The sequence below is a fragment of the Novosphingobium malaysiense genome (assembly GCF_000802225.1).
Classification (GTDB): Bacteria; Pseudomonadota; Alphaproteobacteria; order Sphingomonadales; family Sphingomonadaceae; genus Novosphingobium; species Novosphingobium malaysiense.
Map to the genome: position 1 here is coordinate 146,430 of NZ_JTDI01000005.1, position 24,698 is coordinate 171,127.

The following is a 24,698-nucleotide window of genomic DNA, read 5'->3' on the forward strand; positions in this document are numbered from 1 at the left end:
TTCTGGGAGCATGGCGCCGAGGAAGCCAGCGGGGCCCCCGCCTGCGCGGGGGCGACGAGGTTGAGGGGGGAATGGAGTGCTGTCACCGAACTACTCCGCCGCCGCTGCATGCACGTGGGCGCTGCCAAAGTCCTCGGGGAAATGATCGAGCGCGCTCAGCACCGGGTAGGGCGTGAAGCCGCCCAAGGCGCAGAGCGAGCCGTGTTTCATCGTGTCGCACAAGTCGCGCAGCAGCTCGATCTCCTCGTCGTGCGTGCGCGCCGCGGTGCCGGCGTTGCGCATCTGCGGGAGCGTCTCGACCGTGTCTGCCTTGCGCGGAGCCTTGGCGACGATACGGTCGATCAGCTCGGTGCCGCGGGTCGAGCCGATGCGGCAGGGCGTGCACTTGCCGCAGCTTTCGACCGCGCAGAACTCCATGGCGAAGCGGGCCATCTTCGCCATGTCCACGGTGTCGTCGAACACGGTGATCCCGGCATGGCCGATCAGCCCGCCCGCCTCGGCGAAGGCCTCGTAGTCGAAGGGCAGGTGGAACATCGAGGGCGGGAAGTAGGCCCCGAGCGGGCCGCCGACCTGCACCGCGCGCACCGGGCGGCCGCTGGCAGTGCCGCCGCCGATCTGGTTGACGAGTTCGCCCAGCGTCAGCCCGAAGCCGACTTCGTAGAGCCCGCCGTTCTTCACGTTCCCGGCGATCTGGATCGGCATCGTCCCGCGCGAGCGACCGAAGCCGACATCGGCATAGGCCTGCGGCCCTTCGGCAAGGATGAAGGGCACCGCCGAGAGGCTGAGCACGTTGTTGATGACGGTCGGCTTGCCCCAGAGGCCTTCGATCGCGGGCAGCGGCGGCTTGGCACGGACCTCGCCGCGCTTGCCCTCGATGGAATCGAGCAGAGAGGTTTCCTCGCCGCAGACATAGGCGCCGGCGCCAACGCGCACTTCGAGCGTGAAGGGCTCGATCCTGCTCGCCGCGCGGGCAATCGCCTCGTGCATGGTTTCAACCGCGAAGGGGTACTCGCTGCGGATGTAGATGAAGCCATGGCGCGCGCCGACGGCGTGTCCGGCAATCGCCATGCCCTCGATCAGGTGGAAGGGATCGCCTTCCATGAGCATGCGGTCGGCGAAGGTTCCGCTGTCGCCCTCGTCGGCGTTGCAGACGATGAACTTCTCGTGCGCCGGGGTGTCGAGCACGGTCTGCCACTTGATGCCGGTCGGGAAGCCCGCGCCGCCGCGGCCGCGCAGGCCCGAGGCCTTGACCGCGTCGACCACCTCCTGCGGGGAGAGTGCATGGGCAGCGTCCAGCCCCTTCCAGCCGCCGTTCGCGGCGTAGCCGCGCATGCTCAGCGGATCGATCACGCCGCAGCGAGCGAAGGTAAAGCGCTGCTGGCCCGAGAAGAACGGGTGCTCCCCGATGGGCCCGATACGGTTCGCATGGGTCCCGTCCAGCACCGCTTTCACATCGCCGGGGCCGATCGGGCCATAGGCAATCCGTCCGGCATCGGTCTCGACTTCCACCAGCGGTTCGATGGCGAAGAGTCCGCGCGATCCGGTGCGCACCACTTCGCAGCCCGCCTTGGCAAAGGCTTCGGCGACGGTATCGGCGCCGAGCGCGACGGAGGCCATGTCGCGGCTGATGAAGACGCGGGTCATGCCTCCACCTCGCGGGCGATGGCTTCGACGCCGGCGGTATCGATGCGCGCCACCGGGCGCCCGTCGATCAGGGCATTGGGGCCGATGGCGCAGAGCCCGAGGCAATAGACCGGCTCGAGTGCCACCTGCCCATCCTTGCGGGCATGGCCCATTGCGACACCGAGATGGCGGGCCAGTTCGCCCTCGATGGCCGCGCCGCCGCGTGCCTGGCAACTCTCGGCGCGGCACAGTTTGATCACATGACGGGCAGGGGGCTCGGTGTGGAAATCGGGATAGAAGCTGATCACCCCGTGCACTTCCGCGCGGCTGAGGTTGAGGGCGTCGGCTATCAGCGGCACGGCCGGCTGCGGAATGTGGCCGAATTCTTCCTGCAGCGCGTGGAGCAGGGGCAGCAGCGCACCGCGCTGGTCCGGCAAAGCATGGCGGTCGATGACGGTCTGGAACCCGGCGTTTTCTGTCATGGCGTCTTTCTCTTTGACACCACGCTGCGACAGCCGGCCCCGGCGGTCAAATTGATTAGGGCAATGCCTGATAGGAGAATTCAATTAAAAGTGTGCGCAGGCTACAGGTTCCCGCGGCAATAAAGGCGCCAAAATCTGCCGGGACCGGCTCGCGATAGGGGCAGTCTATCACTGCGACCGGAGTCGCGGGGCAAGATCACTCAACCTAGCGCGGCAGCGGAAACAGTACCCCGCTGCCTTCTCCGGCAGAGCGCGGGACTCAAATGGTCCGGATGTCGAACCGCGCGAACAGCGCATCCATGGCATTGCGGGCCTTGTCCGTCAGCAGCAGATAGGAGCGCCGGGCATCGGCGTGGTCATCGTGCCTTTCGACCAATCCATTCTGGACCAGAATGCCGATCCAGCGCAGCCCCGTCGAGGTCGGTACCCCGGCGGCAATGCATGCACTCGTAATGCAGACCTGCTTTTTGGACTGTTCGGCCGCATAGAGATCGAGAAGCAGGTCCCAGGCAGGATCGCTGAATAGCCCTGCCTCGAACAGGGCATCCCGCTGGCGGCGGAACCGATACAGCTTGGCAGCCATATCACTTTGTCCGGCTTGGAAATTTTCGGAAATTTCGCCGCATGGCTCGTGGATATCGGGTTCGTGTGTGCAGCCTGATTGTTCAATCAAGCCACGACCTTCGCCCCCGCTGGTCATGGTCTTGTACATGTGCGCCCCTTTTGCGGTTTGACCGCTACGGGTTTACTAACCCCGTTTAGCTCCGTTTTGGAACTAAAATTTTTGCAACCATGACTGCAATCCTTTGAAATTGGCGGAGACCCGAGGCTTTTGCCGAATTTTATTAGGTTCTTGTCGCCAATGCGCTAGGATGCAGCACGGTAAAGGCCGAAATCACGGGTGACAGATATGTTCTCTAAGGCCGCTACATCGGAAGACGCCTTGAAGGCATCGATCGAGGCGCTTCGCCAGATCGTCGTATTTTACGACGAGCAGGGCTTGCAGCTTCCGGCCGTGCACGCGGCGACCGCGCTGGAAGCTGCCCAGATCGCCTTGGAAAATGGTGAAGTACACGATCTGACGGAGGCCAGTGGCGTGCATGAGGGGCCCAACGTCTAGCGCGGTTCCGTCAGGCACTCATCGCCATGCCGGTCACCGGCCGCCTGCGCTTCGTTTCGTAAAGCGCCGTATCAGACTCCTTCAGCAGGCTTTCGAGGTTCGGAGAGCGGTCACTGCTCACGGCAGTCCCGACGCAGGTTGAGATCGAAAGACGGTGTCCATCGAGGGTGAACGGCTGCGCGATCGTTGCGGCAATGCGGCGTGCCAGCAGTTTTGCCTCGTCGGCGTGAAGGATGCCGGGCTGGATTACGGCGAATTCGTCTCCGCCCATCCGCGCAACCATGTCGCCGCTGCGCACGGCTCCGCGCAGGCGATCGGCAACGGCTTGGAGCAGTGCATCTCCCACGGCGTGTCCATGACGGTCGTTCACCGGCTTGAACCCGTCGAGGTCTAGGTAATGCACTGCGATCCAGCGCTTCGATGAAATCAGCGGCGCGTTCTCATCGAAATATTCCTGCAACGCCAGGCGATTCGGCAAGGTCGTCAGCACGTCGCGCCGCGCCAGCGATATGGACGAGAGCCGCCTGCCGATTTCCGTTTTCGATGTCTCGTAGCGGACATGGATGGACCGGATGCCGGCCGCCAGAAAGGCCGAGGCGATAATTGCCACGCCAAGATAGGCGGCGTCCCCCCTGGTGGCTGCAGCCAGGATGGGCGGTCCCACGGCGATGACCATACTGGGGATCGCCAGGCGGGGGCGAAGGCTGCAATTGGTGGCGACCCCTGCGCAATATCCCACGTCCACGCAGATCGTCAGCATGTGGATCTCCGGGGACGACCAGAGGAAAGCGTGCAGGGACAGGACGCCGAGCAGCGCCGAAAAAGCGAGATAGGGAATCGAGAAAAGGACCTCGAGCCGGTGCGCCGCAGTGCGGTCGAGCGCCGCGGTCAGCGCCTGGTCGCGATAGCGGACCGTGACGGCGATGCGCGCCGTACTTGCCGTGAGTCCCGCAACGCCCAGAGCGAGCAAGCCTGGAGGTTTGGCAGCTTCGTACGCGAGCCAGAAGTTGATCGCGAAGGCCACCCACATGACCAGCGAAGGGGCCAGGTTGAGGTAGAGGCTGCGAACCTGCTCAACGTAGACACGATCGGTCAGGGAAGCGGCACTGCGATCCGGCAAAAAGTCCAGTCCTCGATGCGTACAATGGAATTCAAGACCCTTCCATCTAACGCTCAAAGGTTAGCGATTTCGATATGTGCACTGCGGGCTTACCCGGTTCTTCGGGTAGTTTGTGTCCGGTGCATATGAAACCACCGCGTCGCTACGGCCTCCCCACGGAGGTGTATGCGAAGCCGGCCTCGCGCATGGCCTCGGGCTGGTAGATGTTGCGCAGGTCGACGAGGACGGGGGACTTGAGCAGCGACTTGACGCGCGCGAGGTCGAGGGCGCGGAAGGCGTCCCACTCGGTGACGATGACGACCGCATCGGCGCCGTCGATGGCGGTGTAGGGATCCTCGACCATGTCCACCTCGGGCATCAGCGGGCGGGCCAGGTCCATGCCTTCCGGATCGTAGGCGGCGACCGAGACCTTGGCGTCGGCCAGCGTCTGGGCGACGGCGATGGCCGGCGAATCGCGCATGTCGTCGGTATTGGGCTTGAAGGTCAGGCCGAGCATGGCGACCCGCTTGCCGCGCGCCGCGTCGGTCCCGCCGAGCGCCTCGACCACCTTGCGGCCCATGGCGCGCTTGCGCAGGTCGTTGACCTTGACCACCGCTTCGACGATGCGCACCGGGCTTTCATAGTCCTCGGCAGTCTTGAGCAGGGCGAGCGTGTCCTTGGGAAAGCACGAGCCGCCGTAGCCGGGCCCCGCGTGCAGGAACTTGGGTCCGATGCGCCCGTCGAGGCCGATGCCGCGGGCCACGTCCTGCACGTTGCCGCCCACCTTCTCGCACAGGTCGGCCATCTCGTTGATGAAGGTGATCTTGGTGGCGAGGAAGGCGTTGGCGGCGTACTTGATCAGTTCGCTCGAGCGGCGCGAGGTGAACAGGATCGGCGATTCGTTGAGGAACAGCGGGCGATAGACCTCGCGCATGACCTCGCGGCCGAATTCGTCCTCGGCGCCAAGGACGATGCGGTCCGGGCGCTTGAAGTCGCCGATCGCGGCGCCCTCGCGCAGGAATTCCGGGTTCGAGACGACCGAGACGCGGTGCGCCGTCCCGGTCTCGCGCAGGATGCGCTCGACCTCGTCGCCGGTGCCCACCGGCACGGTCGACTTGGTGACGACCACCGCGTCGTTCGAGAGATTCTCGCCCACTTCGCGCGCGACGGCATGGACGAACGAGAGGTCGGCATGGCCGTCGCCGCGGCGCGAAGGCGTGCCCACCGCGATGAAGATCGCGCTAGCCCCGCGGATACCCTCGGCCAGATCGGTGGTGAATGTCAGCCGGCCGGCCTTGACGTTGCTCGCCACCAGCGCGTCGAGACCCGGCTCGTAGATCGGCATCACACCCGCATGCAAACGGTCGATCTTCGCCTGGTCCTTGTCGATGCAAACGACCTCGTGACCAAAATCGGCAAAGCAAGCCCCCGATACCAGCCCGACATAACCCGACCCCACCATCGCTATCTTCATGCATCAAAACCCTTCTGATGAATCGGGAGACCCTGAACCGCGTCCTAAGCAGTCTCCTGAGGGTGATTCCACAACGGAATGCTGCATTTGCGAAAAGAAGCGACGACCCGTTGCACAGAAACGGCCAACGCTCGGATTCGAGCAGGCGTGGTGCCAGCCCGCGCTCGGTTTTGCCTGTCTTTTCCGCAATTTCACTCGTTGCGCGATAAAAACAGCGAAAGACAGCGGCCCGTTTCGCGCTGCCTGCCGCGAATGCGCCACGCTTTGTCTGACCGTGCTTTGGTCGTTCGCCTTTTGCGGTAAAATTAGCTTTTCGGCTAACCTGAATGGTTCGGGGCGCCGTTTCAGTGTCGATTGGAACACTCCTAGAAGATGGCGAAACGGCAGCTACTGCGCAGGAAACGCGTGCTCGTGACCGGAGGGGCCGGTTTCCTGGGATCGTTCCTCTGTGAAAGGCTGCTGGCAGAAGGCTACGATGTCCTTTGCGCCGACAACTTCTTCACCGGAACGCGCGATAACATCGCCTCCATGCTCGGCCATCAACGTTTTGAATTGCTGCGCCACGACGTCACGTTCCCGCTCTATGTGGAAGTGGACGAGATCTACAACCTCGCATGTCCGGCAAGTCCGATTCATTACCAGCACGATCCGGTCCAGACGACCAAGACCAGTGTGCACGGTGCCATCAACATGCTCGGTCTTGCCAAGCGTACCGGTGCAAGGATCTTGCAGGCCTCCACATCCGAAATTTACGGCGATCCCGAAGTCCATCCGCAGCGAGAGGAATACTGGGGTCGCGTCAATCCGATCGGCCCTCGCTCCTGTTACGACGAAGGGAAGCGGTGTGCCGAAACGCTTTTCTTCGACTATCGGAGGCAGCACCGCCTGCCGATCAAGGTGGCGCGGATCTTCAATACCTACGGCCCCCGCATGCAGCCCGACGATGGCCGCGTGGTTTCCAATTTCATCATCCAGGCGCTGCGGGACGAGCCGATCACGATCTACGGCGACGGGCAGCAGACGCGCTCGTTCTGCTACGTCGAGGACATGATCGACGGTCTCGTCCGCCTCATGGAAACGCCGGATGAAGTCACTGGGCCCGTGAACCTCGGCAATCCGGTCGAGTTCACGATGCTAGAGCTTGCAGAGGCGGTTATCGAACTGACGGGCTCCTCGTCCAAGCTGGAATATCGGCCGCTGCCGCAGGACGATCCTCGACAGCGCCGGCCCGACATAAGCCTGGCCCGGCAGGAACTGGGCTGGCAGCCGGAAGTGCCGCTGAAGGACGGATTGGTCCGCACCGTGGCCTATTTTCGCAATCTGATGAAACTGGGCGGAGTGCCTGCATGAGCGCACGGACCATACTGGTAACCGGTGGAGCCGGCTATGTCGGATCCCATTGCTGCAAGGCGTTTGCCCGGGCCGGATGGAATGTCGTCACCCTGGACAACCTCTCGCGCGGCCATGCCGACGCGGTCAAGTGGGGGCCACTGGTCGAAGGCGACATCCTGGATGCAGAAATGCTGGATGCCGTTTTTGCCCGGTACAAGCCCGACGTGGTCGGCCATTTTGCGGCCTTCGCCTATGTCGGGGAATCGGTGCAGCAGCCCGAAATCTATTATCACAACAACAGTATCGGCAGTTTTACCTTGCTCGACCGGATGCGGGCGGCAGGTGTATCCAAACTGATCTTTTCGAGCACCTGCGCCACTTACGGCGTTCCGCAGCAGTTGCCGATCGACGAGGATCATCGGCAGTGGCCGGTCAACCCATACGGTTGGTCGAAGCTGATGGTCGAGCGCATGCTTTCCGACTACGCCGCCGCGCATGGGCTCGACAGCGTCGCCTTGCGGTATTTCAATGCTGCAGGATGCGATCGGGAGGGGGAGATCGGGGAATGTCACGATCCGGAAACCCACGCCATTCCGCTGGCCATAGCCGGTGCCCTCTCGCAGGATCGCCCCTTTACCGTCTTCGGTACCGATTTCGACACGAGGGACGGCAGCGCGGTGCGCGATTACATCCATGTCGAGGATCTGGCTTCGGCGCACGTGCTCGCAGCCGAGTGGATACTGGATCGGCGCGGCTTCAACCCGTTCAACCTGGGCACCGGTCAAGGCACCACGGTGCTCGAGATTGCACGTGCCGTCGGGAAGATATGCGGGGTGAAGCGACCGCCGCAGATCGGTCCGCGGCGCACCGGCGATCCGCCGGTGCTGATTGCGGACGCTGCCAAGGCGCACAGCGAACTGGGCTGGGCTCCTCAAGTATCGGATATCGAGACGATCGTGCGCACCGCCGTTGCCTGGCACCAGAAGAGCAATTTAGTTCATAGCGGCTAGCGGCGAACCTGAAAGCGGTCCGAGAAGGTCTTCAGGCGTGCCTTCTCCCAGCATCTTACCTTCATTCAGGCGGATCACGTGATCTACATGGCGCACCGTTTCCAGACGGTGGGTGATGATCAGCACGGTCTTGCCAGAAAATTTCTTGTCCAGTGCGGTGCGGATGCGGGCTTCCAGCGCCGTGTCGAGCGCACTGGTGGCCTCGTCGAGGATCAACAAGTCGGGGGCCCGCAGGATAGCGCGGGCGAGACCCACTCGCTGTCTTTCTCCGCCGGAAAGATTGAGGCCCTGCTGTCCGATCCAGTTCCGGTCGCCATATTCCAGCCCGGCCAGCAACTCGGTAAGACCCGAAAGCCGGTATGCGTCCGCCAGCGCCGACTGGTCGGCGTCGTGCCGGGCCATGAGTACGTTGTCGCGCAAGGTGCCTTCGACCACGTCGATATCCTGTCCGGCGACGGCCAGCCCCTGAAGCCATTCCTCGCGGCGAATGTGGCCCAGCGGCGTGCCGTCGAGCAGAATATCCCCGCTTTCGGGCTCATATAGCCGTAGCAGAAGGTTCACGATGGTCGTTTTTCCCGACCCGCTGGCACCGACCAGAGCCGTCGTCTTTCCGTGGGGAATTTCGAAACTTACATGGTCGAGAGCAGGCTTCCCATCGTAGGCGAACGTCACGTCGCGAAAAGCGATCCGTTCGTAGCGGGCCGGCATGGGCAGGGTCCCTGGATCGGGAAACGCCTTGCCCTCGGGCGCGATCATGTGCCTGACCGAGCGCAGTTGCGGGGCGGATTGCGCGAGGAACAGGGAGTTGTTTTCGAATTCCTGGAGGTGCGGCTGCAGCCGATAGAGCAGCGCGACGATTGTCAGTGTCGCATGGAAGTCGACCCGAAGCATGCTGGCGCCGCCGACGATCAGGCAGATGATCGCCAGGTACCCGATCTCGGTGGCGGGATTTATCGCTGCCGAAAGCTTTTCCATCCGCACCAGGCTCTGCCGGGCGGCAGCCGATGACCTGAGGAAGGCGGAATGCTGCGCCTTCTCCCGGCTGTAGGCGCGGATCGCGCGCATCCCCTGTATCGTCATCAGCATGAGTGCGCCCATGGACTGATGTTCCGCCTTCACCGACGCGCCCAGTTGTGTCACCGGCCGCGACAGGCGACCCAGGAACAGCGATACCAAGGCCGCGCAAAAAACAGCGATCAACGTGATCCGCCAGGACAACAGGAGCAGGAAGGCCGCAAAGACGCCGATCGCGCAGATGTTGATGATGAGCCGGGTGAAGGCATTGTAGGCGGCGGCGACGGCCCAGCTATCCGTGCCCAGCACTTCCATCAGTTCGGCCTGTTCGCGGCGGCGGATGAAGTCGTAGGAAACGTCGAGGTACTGGCTGTGGATCGTGTTTCTGGCGATCTCGCTGATGCGCGCTCCGAGCCCCATGGAAACGCGTTTGTAGACATAGGCGATCACGCCGCGCAGCACGATGAGCGCGAAGATAGCAGCGGCAAGCTGGACAGGACCACCCAGGGTCTGCAGTATCCAGGCCGCCGCATGACCGAAGTCGTGTGTAACCGCGCCGGGATCGTCCAGTTGGCCAAGCGCCGCATAAAGGAAGAAGATGACCAGGCCGATGCCGGCGGTTTCGGCCAGCGAGGCGATCACGCCCAGCACGACGAGCAGCGGTGCACTGCGCCTGGCGGCCGGAACGATGGCCAAGAGTGCCCGCAGATCCTTGAGCGCGGCAATTCTTCCGCCCCGGTTCTTGCTGTCCGCTTCAGCCATGGCTTTCTTCATAGTGGCCGATCGGGAAGCGGATAGGCGCGTAATCCCGCCGCCGGCGGGGGGCACCGACGATGCGTAGTCGCAGCCCGCGGAGCATGGCGCGCGGCATCTTCGACAGGAGAAGTACGGCGTCGCGCCGGCTCTGTCGCAGATAGGCACGGAAGAGTTTGAACCCGGATTTGAAATCGCCGCGTTCGATAGCGGTCAGCAGGCTCCATTCCAGATAGTAGCGGCGGCCGGCCATGACGTCCGCCCGATGCTGGGGGTGTCGCTCGAGCATTTCCGAAACTACCAGATCGAAGGAACGAAGCATGCGCAGCATGTCGCTCGACATGTTGCCGGCCATGACCCGGTAGCCGGTCAAGGGTTCGGGCACGAGGGCGAAGCGGTACTTCTCCGCTATGCGGAAATAGATGGAGAAATCCTCGCAGCCCTGCGCTCCGCGTGCGCGCAAGGTGGAATCGAAGCCGCCGGCATGCTCCAGAGCCGCGCGTGTCATCAGCGCTGCGCTGCCGTTCCCGATGAAATTACCGAGGAAGATCGCCTGCAGCACATCCCCCCGCGCGTCCGGCTTGTGGCTTCGGCTGGTAATCAGGCTGCCTTCGTCGATGCGTGCATACCAGGTATAGGCGAGCCCTGCCTGTTCTCCTTCGGCCTTCAGGGCCGCAAGCTGGCGTTCGACCTTGGCGGGCGCCCACAGGTCGTCGGCGTCCACGAAGGCTATGTAATCGGATGCAGCAGTCTTCCAGCCCAGGTTGCGTGCCGCAGCGACGCCGGCATTGGCCTGTCCCATCACGCAAATCCTGGGATCATGCGCAGCAAAGGCCAGTGCCGCTTCTGCCGTGCCATCCGGAGACCCGTCGTCGACGACGACGATATCCAGCGAAGCGTGGGTTTGCGTCTGGACGCTCTGCAGTGTCTCGCCGATGGTCTCTGTAGCTTTGAAGGCGGGGATGACGACGCTCACCTGATCCGCCCGATTGGCTCGATCGATGCCGAGCAAATCGGCGACGCAATCCAGGACTGCGTCATGGCCGCCGGGCTCAACGCTCGCTTGCAGAAGCGATGCAATGCGTTCCTCGTTGCCTGTCCAGTTGCGCGCGATCCGGCTGGGCGTGCAGCAGGCTCCAGTGCACAGCGCCTCCATTATGGACAGAGCGGTCGAGCGCACTTCGTCCGGTCCCACCGGGATGGCGGGCAGGGCGGATGCATCCTCGGCGAACTGCCGGTCCTGGCCCGCTGCAACGCCCCGGCACCACAAGGTGAACCAGGCGAGGTTCATCGCATCCTTGTCGGGATCGCCGTTCTCGAGAAGGACGGTTGCGTCCCGATACAGCTGCTCGACATTGGCCGAGGCCGAGCCCGGCCGCAGCCGATAGGGGGCGTAAAGGCCAGGAACAGGCGCGAACCTGCCACGGCCCCGCGCCAGCCGCTGCCAGAGGTCCCAGTCTTCGCAGGTCCGAAGTCCGGGAATGAAGCCACCAAGGCTTTCCAACTGCTTGCGCTTTACCAGCACACCATTGGGTTGCAGCGGGTTGCTTCGTGCCAGCACGTTACGCGGCTCCACCGCTACTCGCGGGTCGAAGCGCGGCAAGAATGCCTGACCCGCCGGCGTGACGCGCACATACCCGCAATAGCTCGCATCCGCATCGGGATCGTGATCCAGCGCCGCTGCCATTCGCGATAGGTGACCGGGCACGATCCAGTCGTCGGCATCGAGGAACAGCACGGACTCTCCCTCAGCGTGGCGCAAGCCCTCGTTCCGCGCCATCGAGACCCCGAGGCCATCCGCTGCGACCAGGGTGAAGCGCGGGTCGCGTTCGCAGTAACCGGCCGCGATCGCTCCCGTGGCGTCGCTCGAACCGTCGTCGACGATAATGGCCTGCCAATCGGGCAGATCCTGCGCCAGAAGGCTGTCTAGCGCGTCGGCAAGCGTGGCCTGGGCGTCGCGCGCGGGGATGATTACGGAAACCGGCTTCATGGGGTCCGCGCCCTGCCGCGGTGCAGGTAGTACCCGATGCCTGCCACTATCCCGGCTATCTCCTGCCAGAGGAAGCGGTTTTCCGGCCGCGCGCCGTACCGGATCTTTCGCCAGACTCGCCGGGCATCGTAGGCAGGCAGCAGAAAGAGCAGTCGCCGCAGGCTGCCGCGGTTGCCGGTGCGCTCATATTGCACGAGCAGGGCGGCGGCATGGCCTTTCATGTACTGATAGATCTGGCTTCGCAGCCCGGCCATGTCGCGCCGGTGAAAATGATAGACCACCGCCGAGGGTTCGTATCGGCAGGTCCCGCCCAGGCTGAGTATGCGGTGCCAGAACTCCGAATCCTCGGAGCATCCCGCCGCGCCGGCGCCAAGACGCGTGTCAAAATACCCAGCCACGTCGAAAGCCCGTCGGTGAAAGGCCATGTTGGCCCCGGCGCCGATATTCCAGACGTCAGCGCCGGAACCCTTGTCCGCAGAGAAGAAGCCGGCGTCGAATTCGATCGGTTCGTAGCCCTGGTTGAAGCTCCAGAACGTCTCGAAATGCTGCTGGGCTTCGGTCTCCAGTTCGGCCGGCAGGACCAGGCCGGTTACGGCGACGGCCTTGCTGTTGCAAAGCGCCCCGGCGAGACGCTCCAGCCAACGCGGATGCAGGGCCACGTCATCGTCGGTGAAGGCGATGATATCCGCGGCAGCCTGGTGAATGCCGCTGTTCCGGGCGAACGAAAGACCGGGACGATCCTCGCGAACATATCGGACCCCGGCCGCTTCCGCGACTTCGCGCGTTCGCGCGTCGGCGGACGCATTGTCGACAACGATCACTTCGCGCGGCTTGAGGCTCTGATGTGCCAGGGACTCCAGCGCTGTCTTGAGCGCGTCGGGGCGATCGCGCGTGCATATCACTACGGAGACGTCGAGCGGGGGGCGCGGAAGGTGGTCAGAGCGGCTTGCTGCGCGCTGACAGGCCGGAGAGTGGGCGAACTCTGCCCAGTGCCGTTCCAGGTCGATGCGCTCACCGGGAATCCCTTCGTCGATTACCTGGCCAACGGGAACATCCCCCCACCAGAAAACGATCAGCGTGCGGGCCGTTTCGCGTGCCAGCTCAGGCAGCGCGCAAGATGCGTCGATGTGCTCGATGGCAATACGCGCCATGGGGATCACCCGTGTTGTTTACCGCTGGATAATGCTGGAATGTTGCGAGTGCACAATCCCGAGTCGCGGTAGCTGGTTGGAATCTTGGGGCGAATGGAACTATCGCCGCCCGTATCCTTGGGGCAGTCTGCCACATCAGTGCAAGGAAGACGCTCTTGAAAACGGCCATGGACAGCACCGTTTCGGTCATCATACCGGCCTACAACGCCAGCAGGACGATCGGCGAAACGCTACGGAGCGCAAGCGCACAGACCTATGGCAATCTCGAGATCATCGTCGTCGACGACGGCTCCAGGGACGAGACCCCGGAAATCGTCAGGGCCCATGCCGCTACCGATAGTCGGATCCGCCTGGTCACGCAGGCCAATGCCGGGGTGGCGGCTGCGCGCAACGCCGGGGTTGCGGCATCGCACGGCGAGTTCATCGCGCCTCTCGATTCAGACGACCTCTGGCATCCGGCGAAAATCGAGCGGCAGTTGCAGGTCTTTCGTGATGGTGGCGAGGACGTCGGCCTGGTCTATACTTGGTTCGCCCTGATCGACGGGCAATCACGTGTTGTGCAGTTGCGCCACGACCCGCGGTATGAAGGTGATGTCCTGGCTGCGCTCGCCTACCGGAATTTCATCGGCAACGGGAGCTCGGCCCTGATCAGGCGGGACGTGTTCGATCGCACCGGCGGCTACGACCCCTCACTGCGAGGGCGTGGCGGGCAGGGCTGCGAGGACTGGAAGCTCTATTTCGAAATTGCCGCGATCAGCCAATTCGGCGTCGTGCCCGCACCGATGACCGGCTACCGCGATCTCGACGACAACATGTCCAGTGACGTGCTGCAGATGCTCCGTTCAAGGGACCTGTGCACCGCAGACCTGCTGCCTGCTCATCCGCAGCTGGCAAAGGCTTTTCGCTCGGGACGAAATCGTCTGAGCCGTCTTCTGTTCCACCGGGCAATCCGCCTGGGGCGAAAGCAGGATGTCGCCAGGCTGGGGCTCTCGATCGTCCGGTACGATCCGTTATTCTTTGCGGCTATGGTCGGATCCCTGCCGATATCGGCATTCAAGGGCGTAATCGGCCGTCTGTGGCGCAGCGGTGGATACCAGGGGCAGGCCGCCGGCGATTTTGCAGGGCTCAATCCGCTTTGACGGTAGCAGCCCCTTCATGGGCAGCAATTACCTCTTCGAACAGGTTCGTCAGCAATTCCAAGTGCCGTTCCGCGGAGTAGTTCTCACGCGCTTTCAAGGGGCCGTTTTGGCGCAGCCGTTCGTTCAGTTGCGGTTCGGACAGGAGCCTCTCGATGCAGTCTGCCAGGGCTGCGGCATCGCCGGCCGGAAACAGCAGGCCGTCATGACCATCTTCGATCGCGGCGGCAAGCGAACCAAGGTCCGACGCTATCACCGGCACGCCAGCACAAATGCTTTCAAGATAGAAATTGGGCAGGTTCTCGAACCAGAGCGAGGGAATGACCGACGCGACCGCTCCGCCCAGCAATTCTGCAACGTCGTCAGGTCCCACGGCGCCTTCGAAACGAATTTCGTCGCTGAGGCCAGCCTTTTCGACATGCCGGACGAGCGTCCTTTGGTATTCTTCGTATTGCGGTCCGCCGGCTATTCGCAGCGAAGGCACAGGGATGTTCGAGCGTCGCTTGAGCAGTGCCAGGGCTGCAATCAACGTTTCCAGTCCCTTCGACGGATCGAGCCTGCCGGCATAGAGCAAGTAGTCTGATGAGCCGCCCGCCGCAGCAAAGATCGCCTCGTCCGCGAAGGTGGGAATGCAGCTCAGTTTTTCGGGCGCGAAACCGCCCTTGATCATCATGTCTGTCAGGAACGGATTGGTGGTCACAAAGCGATCGACAAGGTCGAAATAGCCACGCCTGCGGTGATGCCAAGTGGCTACGGCGTCCAGCAGCGAAATGACGTGGCTGTCGTGCACGCAGCCATGGATGACGCTGGGAAGCAGCCGTCCTTCAAGACATTGGGTGCACGTCTTGCCATTGCGCAGGAAGTGGTGCTCCGCACACAGGAATCCGTAGTCGGAAACCCTCACGACGATCGGTACGCCTGCATTGTGAAGCGCGACCAGGACCGATGGAGAAAGTTTGCGCAGGAAAAGCATCAGGTATGCGGCGTCCGGACGGAAGTCCTCAATCAGGCGTGCCAGATCGCGTTCCACTTCCCGGGAATAGAACAGGCGGCCTACGGTCTTTGCGTAAGTCCTGGGATCTCTGCGATGTTCGTCGAAATAGACTTCTTCCGGTCCGCCGATCGGCGACGCGAAGTAGTCGGACCAGGGGCTTGCTTCGTTTTCGTCGTAGTCGATCGAAAAAACGGCAGTTTCATGCCCGGCGCGTTGCAGTATCCGTTCGATGTTGAACAGATACCGCTCAGCGCCGCTTGCGACGAAGTACCGGTGATTGATCAGAAGCAGCCGCAAATGGCCTCCTCATCCGTATCGTGCCGCTGAGAGTATCAGCAAGTAGGGTAAGTGCATTAACTAATTTACTATGTGGCTTTTATTGGGACATTTCTCTGGCGTTCAGGCAGGTTATCGAGGCGGCAATCGTTTGCCCTAAACCCCGGATATGAATCCACGCTTTCAGGCGCATCTTTCGCGACGTGGCGGGCGATGCGTGCGACGTTTCGTATTTGCGAACGTCGTTGGGCCGCATGACGGAACAACCGGGAGCGCTGGCGAGCAAAGTCGCTCGAATAATAGCTGACCAGGATCGTCTAACGCTCGTCGGCCGAGGTGTTCGCCCCGGACGCGTGCCAGGCGCCTACGTGCATCGCGATCAGGACGACCTGCAGAAGACCGGAAGGCGGAAGGGGCCGGCCGAATCCTCGCAGTCGATGAACCGGACAGAAACTTCCATGCCGGGCGAAATGTCCTGCTCCCCGAAGCCGTCGGGATTGGAGATGAACAGGACTCCCTCCTCGAGTTCCACGAGGATGGTATCGTACGGTGTGGCCATCTGACCACGATAATAGTCCTGCACGAATGTGCCCCAGCTTACGATCGAGCCGCGGCCTGAAAGCTGCACCCAGACGAATTTGCTCGCATCGCACTGCTGGCAGCGCGGCGTGACGGGCCAGGCGAGTTTGCCGCAGGCCTGGCATTTTGGGAGCCTCAGTTCCTGCTTGTCGCACCAGGCCCAGAACTCGTCGTGGCCGGGGCCAAGCGTTCGGTCCGGTCTTCTATGGGCCATTGTCATGCTCCCCTCGTGAAGATGATCGGATGGACCTGATCTGTCTGCGCAAGCGACGTCATTGCGACTTCGAGACCCGGCGTCTGCCGTTCCCCGGCTTCGTGGCGCAACTGGTGCACGGCTTCGGCAACGTGGTTCCAGCCGTGCATGTAACTGCCCGAAAGCATGCCTCCAGCGGTATTGACCGGAAGCCGGCCTCCCGGTGCGAAATCGCCGGCGGCGAAATGGTCCAGCGCCGTGCCCGGCTCGGCCAAGCCATGGCTTTCGATATGGTTGACCAAATGCATCGTGGCGGCGTCATAGGCCTCGAAGTGCCCCACATCGCCTAGCGACAAGCCTGCCATTTGCAGCGCCTGTTCGCCTGCAGCTTGGCACTGGGGGCGCAACTGTTGCCTGATGAGAGTATCGAGCTTGTCCATCTTGACATTGGCTTTGCCCCAACCGGCAACGCTGACCGGCGGCTGCGCGCAGTCCCTGGCCTTGTCGGCGCGGGTGACGATGAAGCAGATCCCGCCGTCGTTGACGAGGCACATGTCGAACAGGCGCAGCGGCTTCACGATGAAACGCGAGGCCATGTAGTCTTCGATCGACATCGGCTTTCGCATTACCGCCTGCGGGGTGGCCATGGCATTCTTGCGCAACTGCACGGCTACCTGGCCCAGGTCTTCCTCCGCCCGTCCGAAACGATGCCGGTAATGCTGCCAGCAGAAGGCCCAGTGTGCGCCCTGCGAACTCCACCCCCAGGGGTTGAAGTAATAGTATGAGGGCGGAACTGCATCCTCGTCCGGATGCGCGGACATGCCGCCGAACGTCCGGCCGGTCGAACGCGTCGCGACAGCGTAGACAACGGCCATGGTATCGCACTTGCCGTCGGCAATGGCCGCGCAGACCTGAGGAATCGGGCCGGCCATGATGCCGTGCACGGTCATGGTATGCCGGAGGCGAAGGTCCAGCATCGTCGCCACTTCGGCAGGTGAGGGGCCGCCGTATAAATAGGAGACGGCCAGACCGTCGATATCACCGAGCTTAAGTCCGGAATCCTCGAGCGCACGCGCGAATGCAATCTTCGTGAGACTTTCCGGCGTGGGCGGCGTGTATCCTTCGGGCTGGTTGCGTTGCGCTCTGTAATCGTCACCGTAGTCGGTTTCGCCCAACCCGACGATGGATGCCGCGCGGCTCAGTTCCGGAACGGTGGGAGGAACGGCTGTCTTCGACATGGCGTCAGGATCTCTTTTTCTGTTTCGGTTGCCGGCGTCGTCATGCCCTGAAGTCTCGGGCCCTGGTGAGTTTCGCCTGACTGTCGGGAACTTCTCTAGTTCAATCCACGTGCGGGTTTGAATGATTTTTCCGGCCGGCGTTTTTCAGAGCACCCGCACAGATCAAGTCACCGATTCGACCTGGCCGCCGTCGATGCGGTAGTTGGCGCCGTTCACGAATGCCGCGAGCGGACTCGCAAGGAAAGCCACGAGCGCCCCGATGTCCTCCGGGCGACCGAACTTGGTCGTGGTGCAATTGAACAGGTCCAGCGCCATGAATCGCGCTTCGCGTTCTTCGAGGTCGTCTGGCCAATCGAAGCATTCCGCCATGTGCGTCAAGGTCGGTTCTGGAATCCTTCGGTGAGCGTGCAGTCGGTGTGACTCCGCTACGGGCCAGTTCCACGCATCGGGCCATACCCTATTCACCCGATTCCGGCCGGATGATGCACCGCACCGCCATTGCCGGAGTGGAGGAGGGTGCCTGATCGTTCCCGGCCAGCCGGTGGTTACGGGTCGCAAACCTCTGGCTAGTCATCTGCGGAGATTTTTGCCTCGTAGCGCCGTACAAGTTCGGTAAGCGCTGGCATCGCCCGTCCCTCCCTCGTCCCGGCATTCAGGCATGCCTGCAAATAGGCAAGGTCCTGCTGACGGACCTTGCCGCCGTGATGGAATGCATTGAACGCGGAATAGTCCACCGGCAGACAATCGCGTTCCATTTTGGCGTTGGTCCTCGCAAGGGACTTTGCCGAAACAAGCAGGCTACCCAGCTTTCCGGCAACGCCGTGCCGTGACAGACGCATCACTTCCTTCGTCGCTCGTGCGCCCAGCGTCATCAGTTCTTCGTCCCGCGCCAGTGTGGCCGCATCGGGCCATCCGGCGAGATCGAACATCGCCATCGTCACGAAGATAGAGGATGCGAAAGTCGCAAATAGCTTGGCATCCATCACCGCGCACCGGGAAACCCCGCACTGGTTATAGAGTTCGGCGAAGGCCCGCGCAGATCGCTTGGGCGGCTTTATCGCCATGAATCCCGGATTCTTGCCGACGTGGCGATAGGCAAGGGAAGCCTGCGACAACTTGCCGGCATCCGTCGGCGGAATGATGGGCATTTTGGTCCGATCGCACTGGTAGGCGAGAATCCCCATCGTCCCTTCCATTACCCGATCCGAAGGCAATCCCAGTACGTCTTTGCAATAGTCGAGCACGCCGACACCGCTGATGACGGCAATCGCATTCGTGGTCCGGATCGCATGACCAAGATCGCGCAGCAAAGCGGTTGCTTCCTCGCCTCTGCACGTCGCGCCGTCCATGGTGACGATGACAAAATCGTGCTCGGACTGCGTGGCATCCTCGACGCTCGCGCAGGCTCGATAATCGGCGAACGATTTTAGCTGGTGATCGTCGTAGCAGTACAGCAATTGCGGATCTGCCAGGGCGGCCATGCGGTTAGGTCTGACGAGATAGGTCACCTGAGCTCCGGCAAGCGCAAGGTGATAGCCGGTAACAAGGCCCAGAGCGCCTGCCCCCACGATCAGAACCGACGGATTCATGTTCACGCTCCCCCTGCATGCCGTGCGTATTGCGTTTTATCCGCCTTTCGGCGGTCCCCCCGAAGAAAACCTTCTATGAAAGTGCTTTTGGAGCAATTGATGGACCGTGAGAAGCAGAAAGAAAAAGGCCACCAGCGCGAAGCGGCAACGCAACGCCGTGGGGCAGGCCGTCGCTGAGCAACGAGCAGTTCCTCAGAAGTGCTTTTACGCTGTTCACCGAACGCGGTTTCGACGGCACGACGATTGATGCCCTGTCTTCCGAAGCCGGCATCGCCAAACGGACCATCTACCAGCGGTATGGGGGAAAGAAGGCCGTTACCTTGCGGCGATCAATCTCGCGATCGATGAATGGGTCGTTCCGGCCGAACGACTGCGGGTCGCGGAATCTGCCGATCTGGAAATCACTTTCCAGGCGATCGGAAAGATTCTTGTCGACAACATCCTTGCCGAGGACGGGATGCGGCTCCTTCGACTGACAGTCACGATCTTCCGGGGACTGTGGACGAAACCGCTGCGGATTGCACAAGGCGCGGTGGCAAGGGGATCGCCCGTGTCTTGGCCGAGTCAGGCCAAATAAGCTGCGACTTCACCGGGCAGAGAGCTCGTCGGACTAAAACGCGAAGTCTGCCCGCACACTTTTGTAGCGCAGGGCCTGAGCGGGGAATTTCACTTGCCAGTTGTACTTCCCCAGCCGAAGCCAGCTTAGACGATGTTCTGATCCGGCGCCGGGCCGAGTGACTGGGAATCGTCCACCGTTTCGACCCGGCGCATCTCGCGGTGTTGCGAATGATCGAAGCGGCGGCCGCGATGGACGGTGGCGCGGTTGTCGTACATCACGAGGTCACCCGTCTGCCACTTGTGGCTGTAGACCCGCTCGCGCTGCCCGATGTGCTCGATCAGTTCATGCGCCAGGGCACGGCCTTCGGGCACCGACATGCCCTCGATCGCGCAGACCTTGCTATCGCACCACAATACCTTGCGGCCCGAGCCGGCATGCGTGCGCACAAGCGGCCATCGGGTCTTGGGAAAGGCGGCGCGCTCTTCTTCGGAATCGGCAATCTTGAGCTGGTCGCGCGTGTTGTGAGACCAGAAGATGCCCACCTTGTCGGCGACCAGATTCCTTGTCGCCTCGTCCAGCGCATCCCAGGCAGCACGCAAGTCGGCATACTGGGTCTCTCCCCCATGTTCAACGACCCTTACGGCGTTTAGGATCGAGTAGCGGATCGGTGTGTGCTTGTACGAACCGTCCGAGTGCCAGAAGCGGTTTCCGACCGTGGTGATGGTCTGCCAGTGATCCGGTCCGGCAACGTTCCCCTCTGCATCGAGGTTCGAGATGTCGGTCACCTCTTCTGTGCCCAGCCGGTTCTGGATGCGGTGCATCAGCTTCTTCTGCAATGTCGTGTCCACTTCGCCGAAGGCATGGCCGAACGCCACGAGGTCTTCCTTGGACAGGTGCTGTTCGGGGAAGACCAGCACGGCATAGGCGTCGCTCGCCGCCACGATCGCCTCCTTGTCGGCGGCAGACAGCGGCTGGCGCAGATCGATGCCCGTCACGCGGCAGGTGAAATCGGAGGTTACGGGACTCAATTCTATCGGCATTGGCGCTCCATCCAGGCTCCCTGGCCCACGTCCCTAGCACCGCTCGCCGTCAGCGCGCGGCGACTATTGTTTTGCATTCCCGCGCGAACAGCAAATTTCCGGCGTGCGCGCTCTGGCGTTCAAACTGCGTAGTCGCAACAAGGAGGCGGTAATGGATGCGACCCCGGCAATATCGCAAGTTCATGGGCTGACGCGGCAGCTTGCAAGCTTCGCCACGGCGTCCGCTGTTCCGGAGCTCGCGCGCGAAGCTGCCCGTCGCGCGATCGTCGACACGATTGGAGTCGTGTTAGCCGGACGCGGCGAGCCGCCCGTTGCCTTGCTGGGAGCGACGCTGGATGGCGGTCGGGAAGCCCTCTCGCTGGGCTTGGGGCGAATCTTGCGCGCGCCCGACGCGGCGCTGGCCGACGGGATGGCCGGCCATGTCCTGGACTATGACGACGTTGCCCGGCACGGACACCCCAGCGTGGTCATCGTTCCCGCACTGTTTGCCGAGGCTCAGCGGCTGCGCGCTTCGGGCAAGGCGCTGCTCGATGCCTGCGCCGTCGGACAGGAAGTCTGGGCCGATCTCGCCCGGCGTGAGACCGGCGCCTATCATATGGGCAGCTGGCATCCGACCTCGGTGTTGGGCGTTGTCGCCGCGGCAGCAGCGCTCTGCCGACTGCATGGCCTCGACACCAAGGGCAGCAGCAATGCCATCGCGTTGGCGGCCAGCTTCGCGGGCGGGCTGATCGCCAGCTTCGGCACGCACGCCAAGCCGCTACAGGCTGGGCGGGCCGCAGCATCGGCCATCGAAGCGGTAGCGCTCGCCCAAGCCGGTTTGACTGGATCGGACGAGGCGCTCGAGAGCGAGCACGGACTGCTCCAGGGCATCTCATCGGGGGGCAATGTCGATTGCCATACACCGATGCGGGCTGCATCCGACACATGGCAGTTCCTTGAAGACGGGCTTTCCGTGAAACGCTACCCGGTCTGCTATGCTTCGCACCGGGCGATCGACGCGACCCTCGCGATCGCTGAACGCGAGGGTTTCACGGCCAAGGACGTGTTGGCAATTACCGCATCTGTCGGCCCGGCACCCGCAGCTACCATCAACAACGCCAGCCCCGCCAACGGACTGGAAGCGCGCTTCAGCCTGCAACACAATCTTGCCGCGGCCATCATCGACAGGGAAGTCGGTTTCGCACAGCTGACGGACGCCTTCGTGCAGCGCGCGGATGTCGCGGCACTCTGTCGTTTGACGCGGATCGACACGATCGCGGGCGACTGTCCCGACCAGCCGGGTATGGCAAGATGCGATCGCGTCGTGATCGAAACGCACGATGGCCGCACGATCGACAGTGGGCCCATCCGGCGTCCACGCGGACATGCCCGACTGCCGCTCAGTGACGACGAACTCGATGCCAAGTTCCTCGACTGCGCCCGCCACGGCGGCGTGGCCGAGCCCGAGCGCGTGCTCCGCTCGCTCCACCGGCTTGGGAATATTTCCGACATGCGCGAGGAGCTGGCGCAATGGTGAACGCGGTATCCGCCGGGAAGCGCTTCAAGGCATTGCTTGCATCAGGCCAGTGCCTTGTCACGCCGGGGTGCCATGATGCGCTGTCTGCCCGATTGGCGCAGGACGCGGGGTTCGAGGCGCTTGCGATCAGTGGGTTCGGAGTCGAGGCCGCACTACTGGGTAAGCCCGACATCGGGCTGCTGACGCTTTCGGAACTTGTCGATCAGGCGCGGCGTATCGCGGGCGCAGTCGATCTACCGGTCACCTGCGACGGCGAAACCGGATTCGGCGGCGTGCACAACATAGCGCGGCTGGTGCGCGAGATGGAAGCTGCCGGCATTGCCGGAATCCAGATCGAGGACCAGGCCAATCCCAAGCGGTGCCCGGCTCTAGAGGGCCGCAGCCTGGTATCGTGTGAGGAACAGCTCGTACGCATTCGTGCAGCCCTAGCCGCCCGACGCGATCCGGATTTCCTCGTGATCGCCCGCTCGGACGCCGACACCGTATCGTTCGCCGACCTGATCGAGCGCAGCAATCGCTACCTGGCGGCCGGGGCGGACATGGCCATGCCGATCTGCTTCTTGGTCGATGGCCGACCGATCGGTGACCTGGATGCCGACGGACAAATGGACGTCTTCGCTCGCCTGGCGGCTGCGATCGATGGGCCCGTGAAGGCAGTGATGATCCCACAAGGCTACACCGCGCGCGACATGGGCGAGATCGGCTACAGCGTGGTCGGACTGACCGGCGGCCCGATCGAGGCTGCGGCGAGCGCGATGCATGCGGCCTATGCATCGCTGCGCGAGACCGGGAGCGAGCAAGCCTACCGCGACGCCAATCCTCCCTTGGTGCCCGCGCCGGGGGGCATCATGCGAATCCTCGGGATCGAGGAGCATCTCGCGTTCGAGCGAGGCTTCGGCACGGACAAGGACAGCTGATGGGCCCGCTATCCATCCAGGCAGGCTGGTTCCCACGCCTCCACGTCGGCTGCGGCGTGCCCCGTCAGCGCCCCCATCAGCAGCAGGCGATTGCCGTCGATCATCGCCCGGCGCAATTCCGCCGCAGTGCCACCCTGCGCCCACTCGTACATCATGAAGGTGTTGAGCCGGGTGATGTGCGCGCCCAGCGCCTGCGCATCGACGCCTGTGCGCAGCGTGCCGCTTTGGGCCAGCGACCGCAGGTGGGCAGACTTGATCGTGGCGCCATGGCGCTGCGCGAGTGCGAGTGGCCGGGTGCTCGCCATGGCGCACATGACCATCGCGCGCAGGAAATGCGGCGTCTGCGCGGCACAGCGATGATAGACCAGCGCGAGGTCGAGAAACAGGAACGGGCCGCGCGACGTGCGGTCAAGCGCGCGCCATACCGCGCTGGTGTGGTCATTGAACGCGGCGACCAGCAAGTCCTCTCGACGGCCGAAACCGTTGCGCAGGGTCTGGACGGTCACCCCGCATTCCTCGGCTACCCGGCGCATGGTGAACTGTTCGGGAGATTCGGCGAGGACCTTTCGGGTAACAGCCAACGCCATCGCCCGGCGCCTGCGTTGCCGGCGCAGCGAACGGCCACCGCCCGGTTCGTCCTTGACGAGCAGCGCGGTGAAGGGGTCGATCCCCAGCGTCACTTCGTCCAGCTTACCTGTCTCGGCCCTGCTCGCCATGTTTCGCGTTTCTCCCGGACGGCAGGATCGACTTACTTGCCCGGTCGAGTCAAGCTGCCGGAGGCATCGCCATGCCCACGCTGACGCTTCCCGATACGACCATATTCCACATGGTTTCCGGCACCGGCGATCCGCCCATCATCCTCGTCCATGGCGGCATGTGCGACCATCGCGACTGGGACCGGCTCACCCCGCTGCTCGCTGCCCGTCACCGTGTCGTCACGCCCGACCTGCGCGGGCACGGCCGGTCAGTCGGAAACATGGCCGGCTGCACGATCGAGGGCTGGGCGGACGACCTTCTCACGCTGTTGAAGGCTCTCGAATGCAAGCGGCCGGTACTTGTCGGCCATAGCCTCGCCTCGCGGATCGTCGCAGAGGTGGCAGCGCGAGCGCCCGAAACCATTGGCGGCGTGGTGCTGCTCGATGGAAGTCGCGGGCACGGAGGAAACGCTGCCCCGCCGCCAGACGTAAAGCCTGAGGCCATGAGCCTCGACGCCGTGATCGATCAGACGATCGGGCCACATGCCAGCAGCGATGTCCGCGATGCCGTGCGCCGTCGCATGGCGTCGGCCTCTCCGGCGGTGATGCAGGCCTGTGTCGACGCCATGCGGCAGTGGGATATGGAGCGCGCCGATACGGCTTTCACCGCGCTGGCCGGGACGGTTCCACTGCTTGCGATCCAGAGCACGTATCACGATCCGGCAACGCCGCGACGATCGCTAACTTCGCACGACGAGAGCACCCCCTATCTCGATTTCCTGCGCTCGGCCGTGCCGCAACTTGAAGTCAGGCTGCTTGCTGACACTGGCCACTTTTCCATGCTGGAGCGGCCGAAAACCGTCGCGGACATGATTCAGGCGTTCGCTGCCAAAATCCGCGAGACCACATAACCAAGGG

Annotated in this window: 23 protein-coding genes; 7 read left to right on the forward strand and 16 right to left on the reverse strand. The window is 63.1% G+C overall.

What is annotated here, in order from left to right; translation table 11 throughout:
- Positions 1 to 90 precede the first annotated feature (90 nt).
- The 3 genes from LK12_RS16395 to LK12_RS16405 form a co-directional block, all read right to left on the reverse strand.
- Positions 91 to 1,644 carry a formate dehydrogenase beta subunit gene (locus LK12_RS16395; protein ID WP_039286369.1) on the reverse strand — a complete coding sequence of 518 codons (1,554 nt, stop codon included), beginning with the start codon at positions 1,642 to 1,644 and terminating at the stop codon, positions 91 to 93.
- The gene (locus LK12_RS16400; protein ID WP_082010565.1) at positions 1,641 to 2,105 is read right to left on the reverse strand and encodes a formate dehydrogenase subunit gamma; all 465 of its coding nucleotides are present in this window, start codon (positions 2,103 to 2,105) and stop codon (positions 1,641 to 1,643) included. Before LK12_RS16400 ends, LK12_RS16395 begins: the two co-directional genes overlap by 4 nt.
- Before the next feature lie 259 nt (positions 2,106 to 2,364).
- A complete protein-coding gene (locus LK12_RS16405) occupies positions 2,365 to 2,817 on the reverse strand; it encodes a helix-turn-helix domain-containing protein (protein ID WP_052223499.1) in 453 nt (150 codons plus the stop codon).
- 231 nt (positions 2,818 to 3,048) lie between these two features.
- On the opposite strand from LK12_RS16405, the gene LK12_RS24690 reads away from it, so the two are divergent.
- On the forward strand, positions 3,049 to 3,225 hold the full coding sequence (locus LK12_RS24690; protein WP_156135519.1) for a hypothetical protein: 177 nt from the start codon (positions 3,049 to 3,051) through the stop codon (positions 3,223 to 3,225).
- A gap of 10 nt (positions 3,226 to 3,235) precedes the next feature.
- Here the strand turns inward: LK12_RS24690 and LK12_RS16410 are convergent, their stop codons facing one another.
- Together LK12_RS16410 and LK12_RS16415 are read right to left on the reverse strand one after the other, a co-directional pair.
- Positions 3,236 to 4,345 carry a GGDEF domain-containing protein gene (locus tag LK12_RS16410; protein ID WP_231568387.1) on the reverse strand — a complete coding sequence of 370 codons (1,110 nt, stop codon included), beginning with the start codon at positions 4,343 to 4,345 and terminating at the stop codon, positions 3,236 to 3,238.
- 142 nt (positions 4,346 to 4,487) lie between these two features.
- Positions 4,488 to 5,798 carry a UDP-glucose dehydrogenase family protein gene (locus tag LK12_RS16415; RefSeq protein WP_039286371.1) on the reverse strand — a complete coding sequence of 437 codons (1,311 nt, stop codon included), beginning with the start codon at positions 5,796 to 5,798 and terminating at the stop codon, positions 4,488 to 4,490.
- A gap of 372 nt (positions 5,799 to 6,170) precedes the next feature.
- Between LK12_RS16415 and LK12_RS16420 the strand changes: the two genes are divergently transcribed.
- Positions 6,171 to 7,148: a UDP-glucuronic acid decarboxylase family protein gene (locus LK12_RS16420; RefSeq protein WP_039286372.1), complete on the forward strand. Its 978-nt coding sequence runs from the start codon at positions 6,171 to 6,173 to the stop codon at positions 7,146 to 7,148.
- Positions 7,145 to 8,140, forward strand: coding sequence for a UDP-glucose 4-epimerase GalE (gene galE / locus LK12_RS16425; protein ID WP_039286375.1), 996 nt, complete (start codon positions 7,145 to 7,147; stop codon positions 8,138 to 8,140). Before LK12_RS16420 ends, galE begins: the two co-directional genes overlap by 4 nt.
- On the opposite strand, the gene LK12_RS16430 is transcribed toward galE, so the two are convergent.
- From LK12_RS16430 to LK12_RS16440, 3 genes are read right to left on the reverse strand one after another with little or no spacing between them, the layout of a single operon-like run.
- The gene (locus LK12_RS16430) at positions 8,123 to 9,916 is read right to left on the reverse strand and encodes an ABC transporter ATP-binding protein (RefSeq protein ID WP_039286377.1); all 1,794 of its coding nucleotides are present in this window, start codon (positions 9,914 to 9,916) and stop codon (positions 8,123 to 8,125) included. The two genes, galE and LK12_RS16430, sit on opposite strands and share 18 nt — an antisense overlap.
- Positions 9,909 to 11,897: a glycosyltransferase family 2 protein gene (locus LK12_RS24285; RefSeq protein WP_082010566.1), complete on the reverse strand. Its 1,989-nt coding sequence runs from the start codon at positions 11,895 to 11,897 to the stop codon at positions 9,909 to 9,911. The genes LK12_RS16430 and LK12_RS24285 overlap by 8 nt, the downstream gene beginning before the upstream one ends.
- The gene (locus LK12_RS16440) at positions 11,894 to 13,048 is read right to left on the reverse strand and encodes a glycosyltransferase family 2 protein (RefSeq protein ID WP_039286858.1); all 1,155 of its coding nucleotides are present in this window, start codon (positions 13,046 to 13,048) and stop codon (positions 11,894 to 11,896) included. The genes LK12_RS24285 and LK12_RS16440 overlap by 4 nt, the downstream gene beginning before the upstream one ends.
- A gap of 155 nt (positions 13,049 to 13,203) precedes the next feature.
- On the opposite strand from LK12_RS16440, the gene LK12_RS16445 reads away from it, so the two are divergent.
- Positions 13,204 to 14,187, forward strand: a complete 984-nt coding sequence (locus LK12_RS16445; protein ID WP_231568388.1) for a glycosyltransferase family 2 protein — start codon at positions 13,204 to 13,206, stop codon at positions 14,185 to 14,187.
- On the opposite strand, the gene LK12_RS16450 is transcribed toward LK12_RS16445, so the two are convergent.
- From LK12_RS16450 to LK12_RS16480, 7 genes are all read right to left on the reverse strand, one after another.
- On the reverse strand, positions 14,174 to 15,475 hold the full coding sequence (locus LK12_RS16450) for a glycosyltransferase family 4 protein (protein ID WP_039286381.1): 1,302 nt from the start codon (positions 15,473 to 15,475) through the stop codon (positions 14,174 to 14,176). The two genes, LK12_RS16445 and LK12_RS16450, sit on opposite strands and share 14 nt — an antisense overlap.
- Before the next feature lie 358 nt (positions 15,476 to 15,833).
- Positions 15,834 to 16,247: a Zn-ribbon domain-containing OB-fold protein gene (locus LK12_RS16455; protein WP_039286383.1), complete on the reverse strand. Its 414-nt coding sequence runs from the start codon at positions 16,245 to 16,247 to the stop codon at positions 15,834 to 15,836.
- A gap of 2 nt (positions 16,248 to 16,249) precedes the next feature.
- Entirely contained in the window at positions 16,250 to 17,464 is a 1,215-nt protein-coding gene (locus LK12_RS16460; RefSeq protein WP_039286385.1) for a thiolase family protein, read from the reverse strand.
- 162 nt (positions 17,465 to 17,626) lie between these two features.
- Positions 17,627 to 17,833 (reverse strand): SDR family oxidoreductase, encoded by a 207-nt coding sequence (locus LK12_RS16465; protein WP_039286387.1) that lies wholly within the window; start codon positions 17,831 to 17,833, stop codon positions 17,627 to 17,629.
- Positions 17,834 to 18,030: 197 nt separating this feature from the next.
- Entirely contained in the window at positions 18,031 to 19,053 is a 1,023-nt protein-coding gene (locus LK12_RS16470) for a ketopantoate reductase family protein (RefSeq protein ID WP_039286389.1), read from the reverse strand.
- A gap of 286 nt (positions 19,054 to 19,339) precedes the next feature.
- Positions 19,340 to 19,579, reverse strand: a complete 240-nt coding sequence (locus tag LK12_RS25190; RefSeq protein ID WP_039286391.1) for a hypothetical protein — start codon at positions 19,577 to 19,579, stop codon at positions 19,340 to 19,342.
- A 176-nt stretch (positions 19,580 to 19,755) separates the two neighbouring features.
- The gene (locus LK12_RS16480; RefSeq protein WP_052223500.1) at positions 19,756 to 20,652 is read right to left on the reverse strand and encodes a TauD/TfdA dioxygenase family protein; all 897 of its coding nucleotides are present in this window, start codon (positions 20,650 to 20,652) and stop codon (positions 19,756 to 19,758) included.
- Between the two features lie 151 nt (positions 20,653 to 20,803).
- On the opposite strand from LK12_RS16480, the gene LK12_RS16485 reads away from it, so the two are divergent.
- Positions 20,804 to 22,168 carry an MmgE/PrpD family protein gene (locus tag LK12_RS16485; protein WP_052223501.1) on the forward strand — a complete coding sequence of 455 codons (1,365 nt, stop codon included), beginning with the start codon at positions 20,804 to 20,806 and terminating at the stop codon, positions 22,166 to 22,168.
- The gene (locus LK12_RS23890) at positions 22,165 to 23,085 is read left to right on the forward strand and encodes an isocitrate lyase/PEP mutase family protein (RefSeq protein ID WP_197063557.1); all 921 of its coding nucleotides are present in this window, start codon (positions 22,165 to 22,167) and stop codon (positions 23,083 to 23,085) included. Before LK12_RS16485 ends, LK12_RS23890 begins: the two co-directional genes overlap by 4 nt.
- Positions 23,086 to 23,093: 8 nt before the next feature.
- On the opposite strand, the gene LK12_RS16495 is transcribed toward LK12_RS23890, so the two are convergent.
- Positions 23,094 to 23,801, reverse strand: coding sequence for a TetR/AcrR family transcriptional regulator (locus LK12_RS16495; RefSeq protein WP_039286393.1), 708 nt, complete (start codon positions 23,799 to 23,801; stop codon positions 23,094 to 23,096).
- 71 nt (positions 23,802 to 23,872) lie between these two features.
- Between LK12_RS16495 and LK12_RS23895 the strand changes: the two genes are divergently transcribed.
- Positions 23,873 to 24,691, forward strand: a complete 819-nt coding sequence (locus LK12_RS23895; protein WP_052223503.1) for an alpha/beta fold hydrolase — start codon at positions 23,873 to 23,875, stop codon at positions 24,689 to 24,691.
- Positions 24,692 to 24,698: the final 7 nt, after the last annotated feature.

Bases quoted from the DNA above. Each gene is read 5' to 3' on its own strand.
- LK12_RS24285 (WP_082010566.1), bottom strand. From the start codon at position 11,897: ATGAAGCCGGTTTCCGTAATCATCCCCGCGCGCGACGCCCAGGCCACG.
- LK12_RS16480 (WP_052223500.1), bottom strand. From the start codon at position 20,652: ATGCCGATAGAATTGAGTCCCGTAACCTCCGATTTCACCTGCCGCGTG.
- LK12_RS16415 (WP_039286371.1), bottom strand. From the start codon at position 5,798: ATGAAGATAGCGATGGTGGGGTCGGGTTATGTCGGGCTGGTATCGGGG.
- LK12_RS23895 (WP_052223503.1), top strand. From the start codon at position 23,873: ATGCCCACGCTGACGCTTCCCGATACGACCATATTCCACATGGTTTCC.
- LK12_RS16465 (WP_039286387.1), bottom strand. From the start codon at position 17,833: ATGGCGGAATGCTTCGATTGGCCAGACGACCTCGAAGAACGCGAAGCG.
- LK12_RS16430 (WP_039286377.1), bottom strand. From the start codon at position 9,916: ATGGCTGAAGCGGACAGCAAGAACCGGGGCGGAAGAATTGCCGCGCTC.
- LK12_RS16395 (WP_039286369.1), bottom strand. From the start codon at position 1,644: ATGACCCGCGTCTTCATCAGCCGCGACATGGCCTCCGTCGCGCTCGGC.
- LK12_RS16440 (WP_039286858.1), bottom strand. From the start codon at position 13,048: ATGGCGCGTATTGCCATCGAGCACATCGACGCATCTTGCGCGCTGCCT.
- LK12_RS16460 (WP_039286385.1), bottom strand. From the start codon at position 17,464: ATGTCGAAGACAGCCGTTCCTCCCACCGTTCCGGAACTGAGCCGCGCG.
- LK12_RS16420 (WP_039286372.1), top strand. From the start codon at position 6,171: ATGGCGAAACGGCAGCTACTGCGCAGGAAACGCGTGCTCGTGACCGGA.
- LK12_RS16495 (WP_039286393.1), bottom strand. From the start codon at position 23,801: ATGGCGAGCAGGGCCGAGACAGGTAAGCTGGACGAAGTGACGCTGGGG.
- galE (WP_039286375.1), top strand. From the start codon at position 7,145: ATGAGCGCACGGACCATACTGGTAACCGGTGGAGCCGGCTATGTCGGA.
- LK12_RS16400 (WP_082010565.1), bottom strand. From the start codon at position 2,105: ATGACAGAAAACGCCGGGTTCCAGACCGTCATCGACCGCCATGCTTTG.
- LK12_RS16405 (WP_052223499.1), bottom strand. From the start codon at position 2,817: ATGTACAAGACCATGACCAGCGGGGGCGAAGGTCGTGGCTTGATTGAA.
- LK12_RS16455 (WP_039286383.1), bottom strand. From the start codon at position 16,247: ATGGCCCATAGAAGACCGGACCGAACGCTTGGCCCCGGCCACGACGAG.
- LK12_RS16485 (WP_052223501.1), top strand. From the start codon at position 20,804: ATGGATGCGACCCCGGCAATATCGCAAGTTCATGGGCTGACGCGGCAG.
- LK12_RS16470 (WP_039286389.1), bottom strand. From the start codon at position 19,053: ATGAATCCGTCGGTTCTGATCGTGGGGGCAGGCGCTCTGGGCCTTGTT.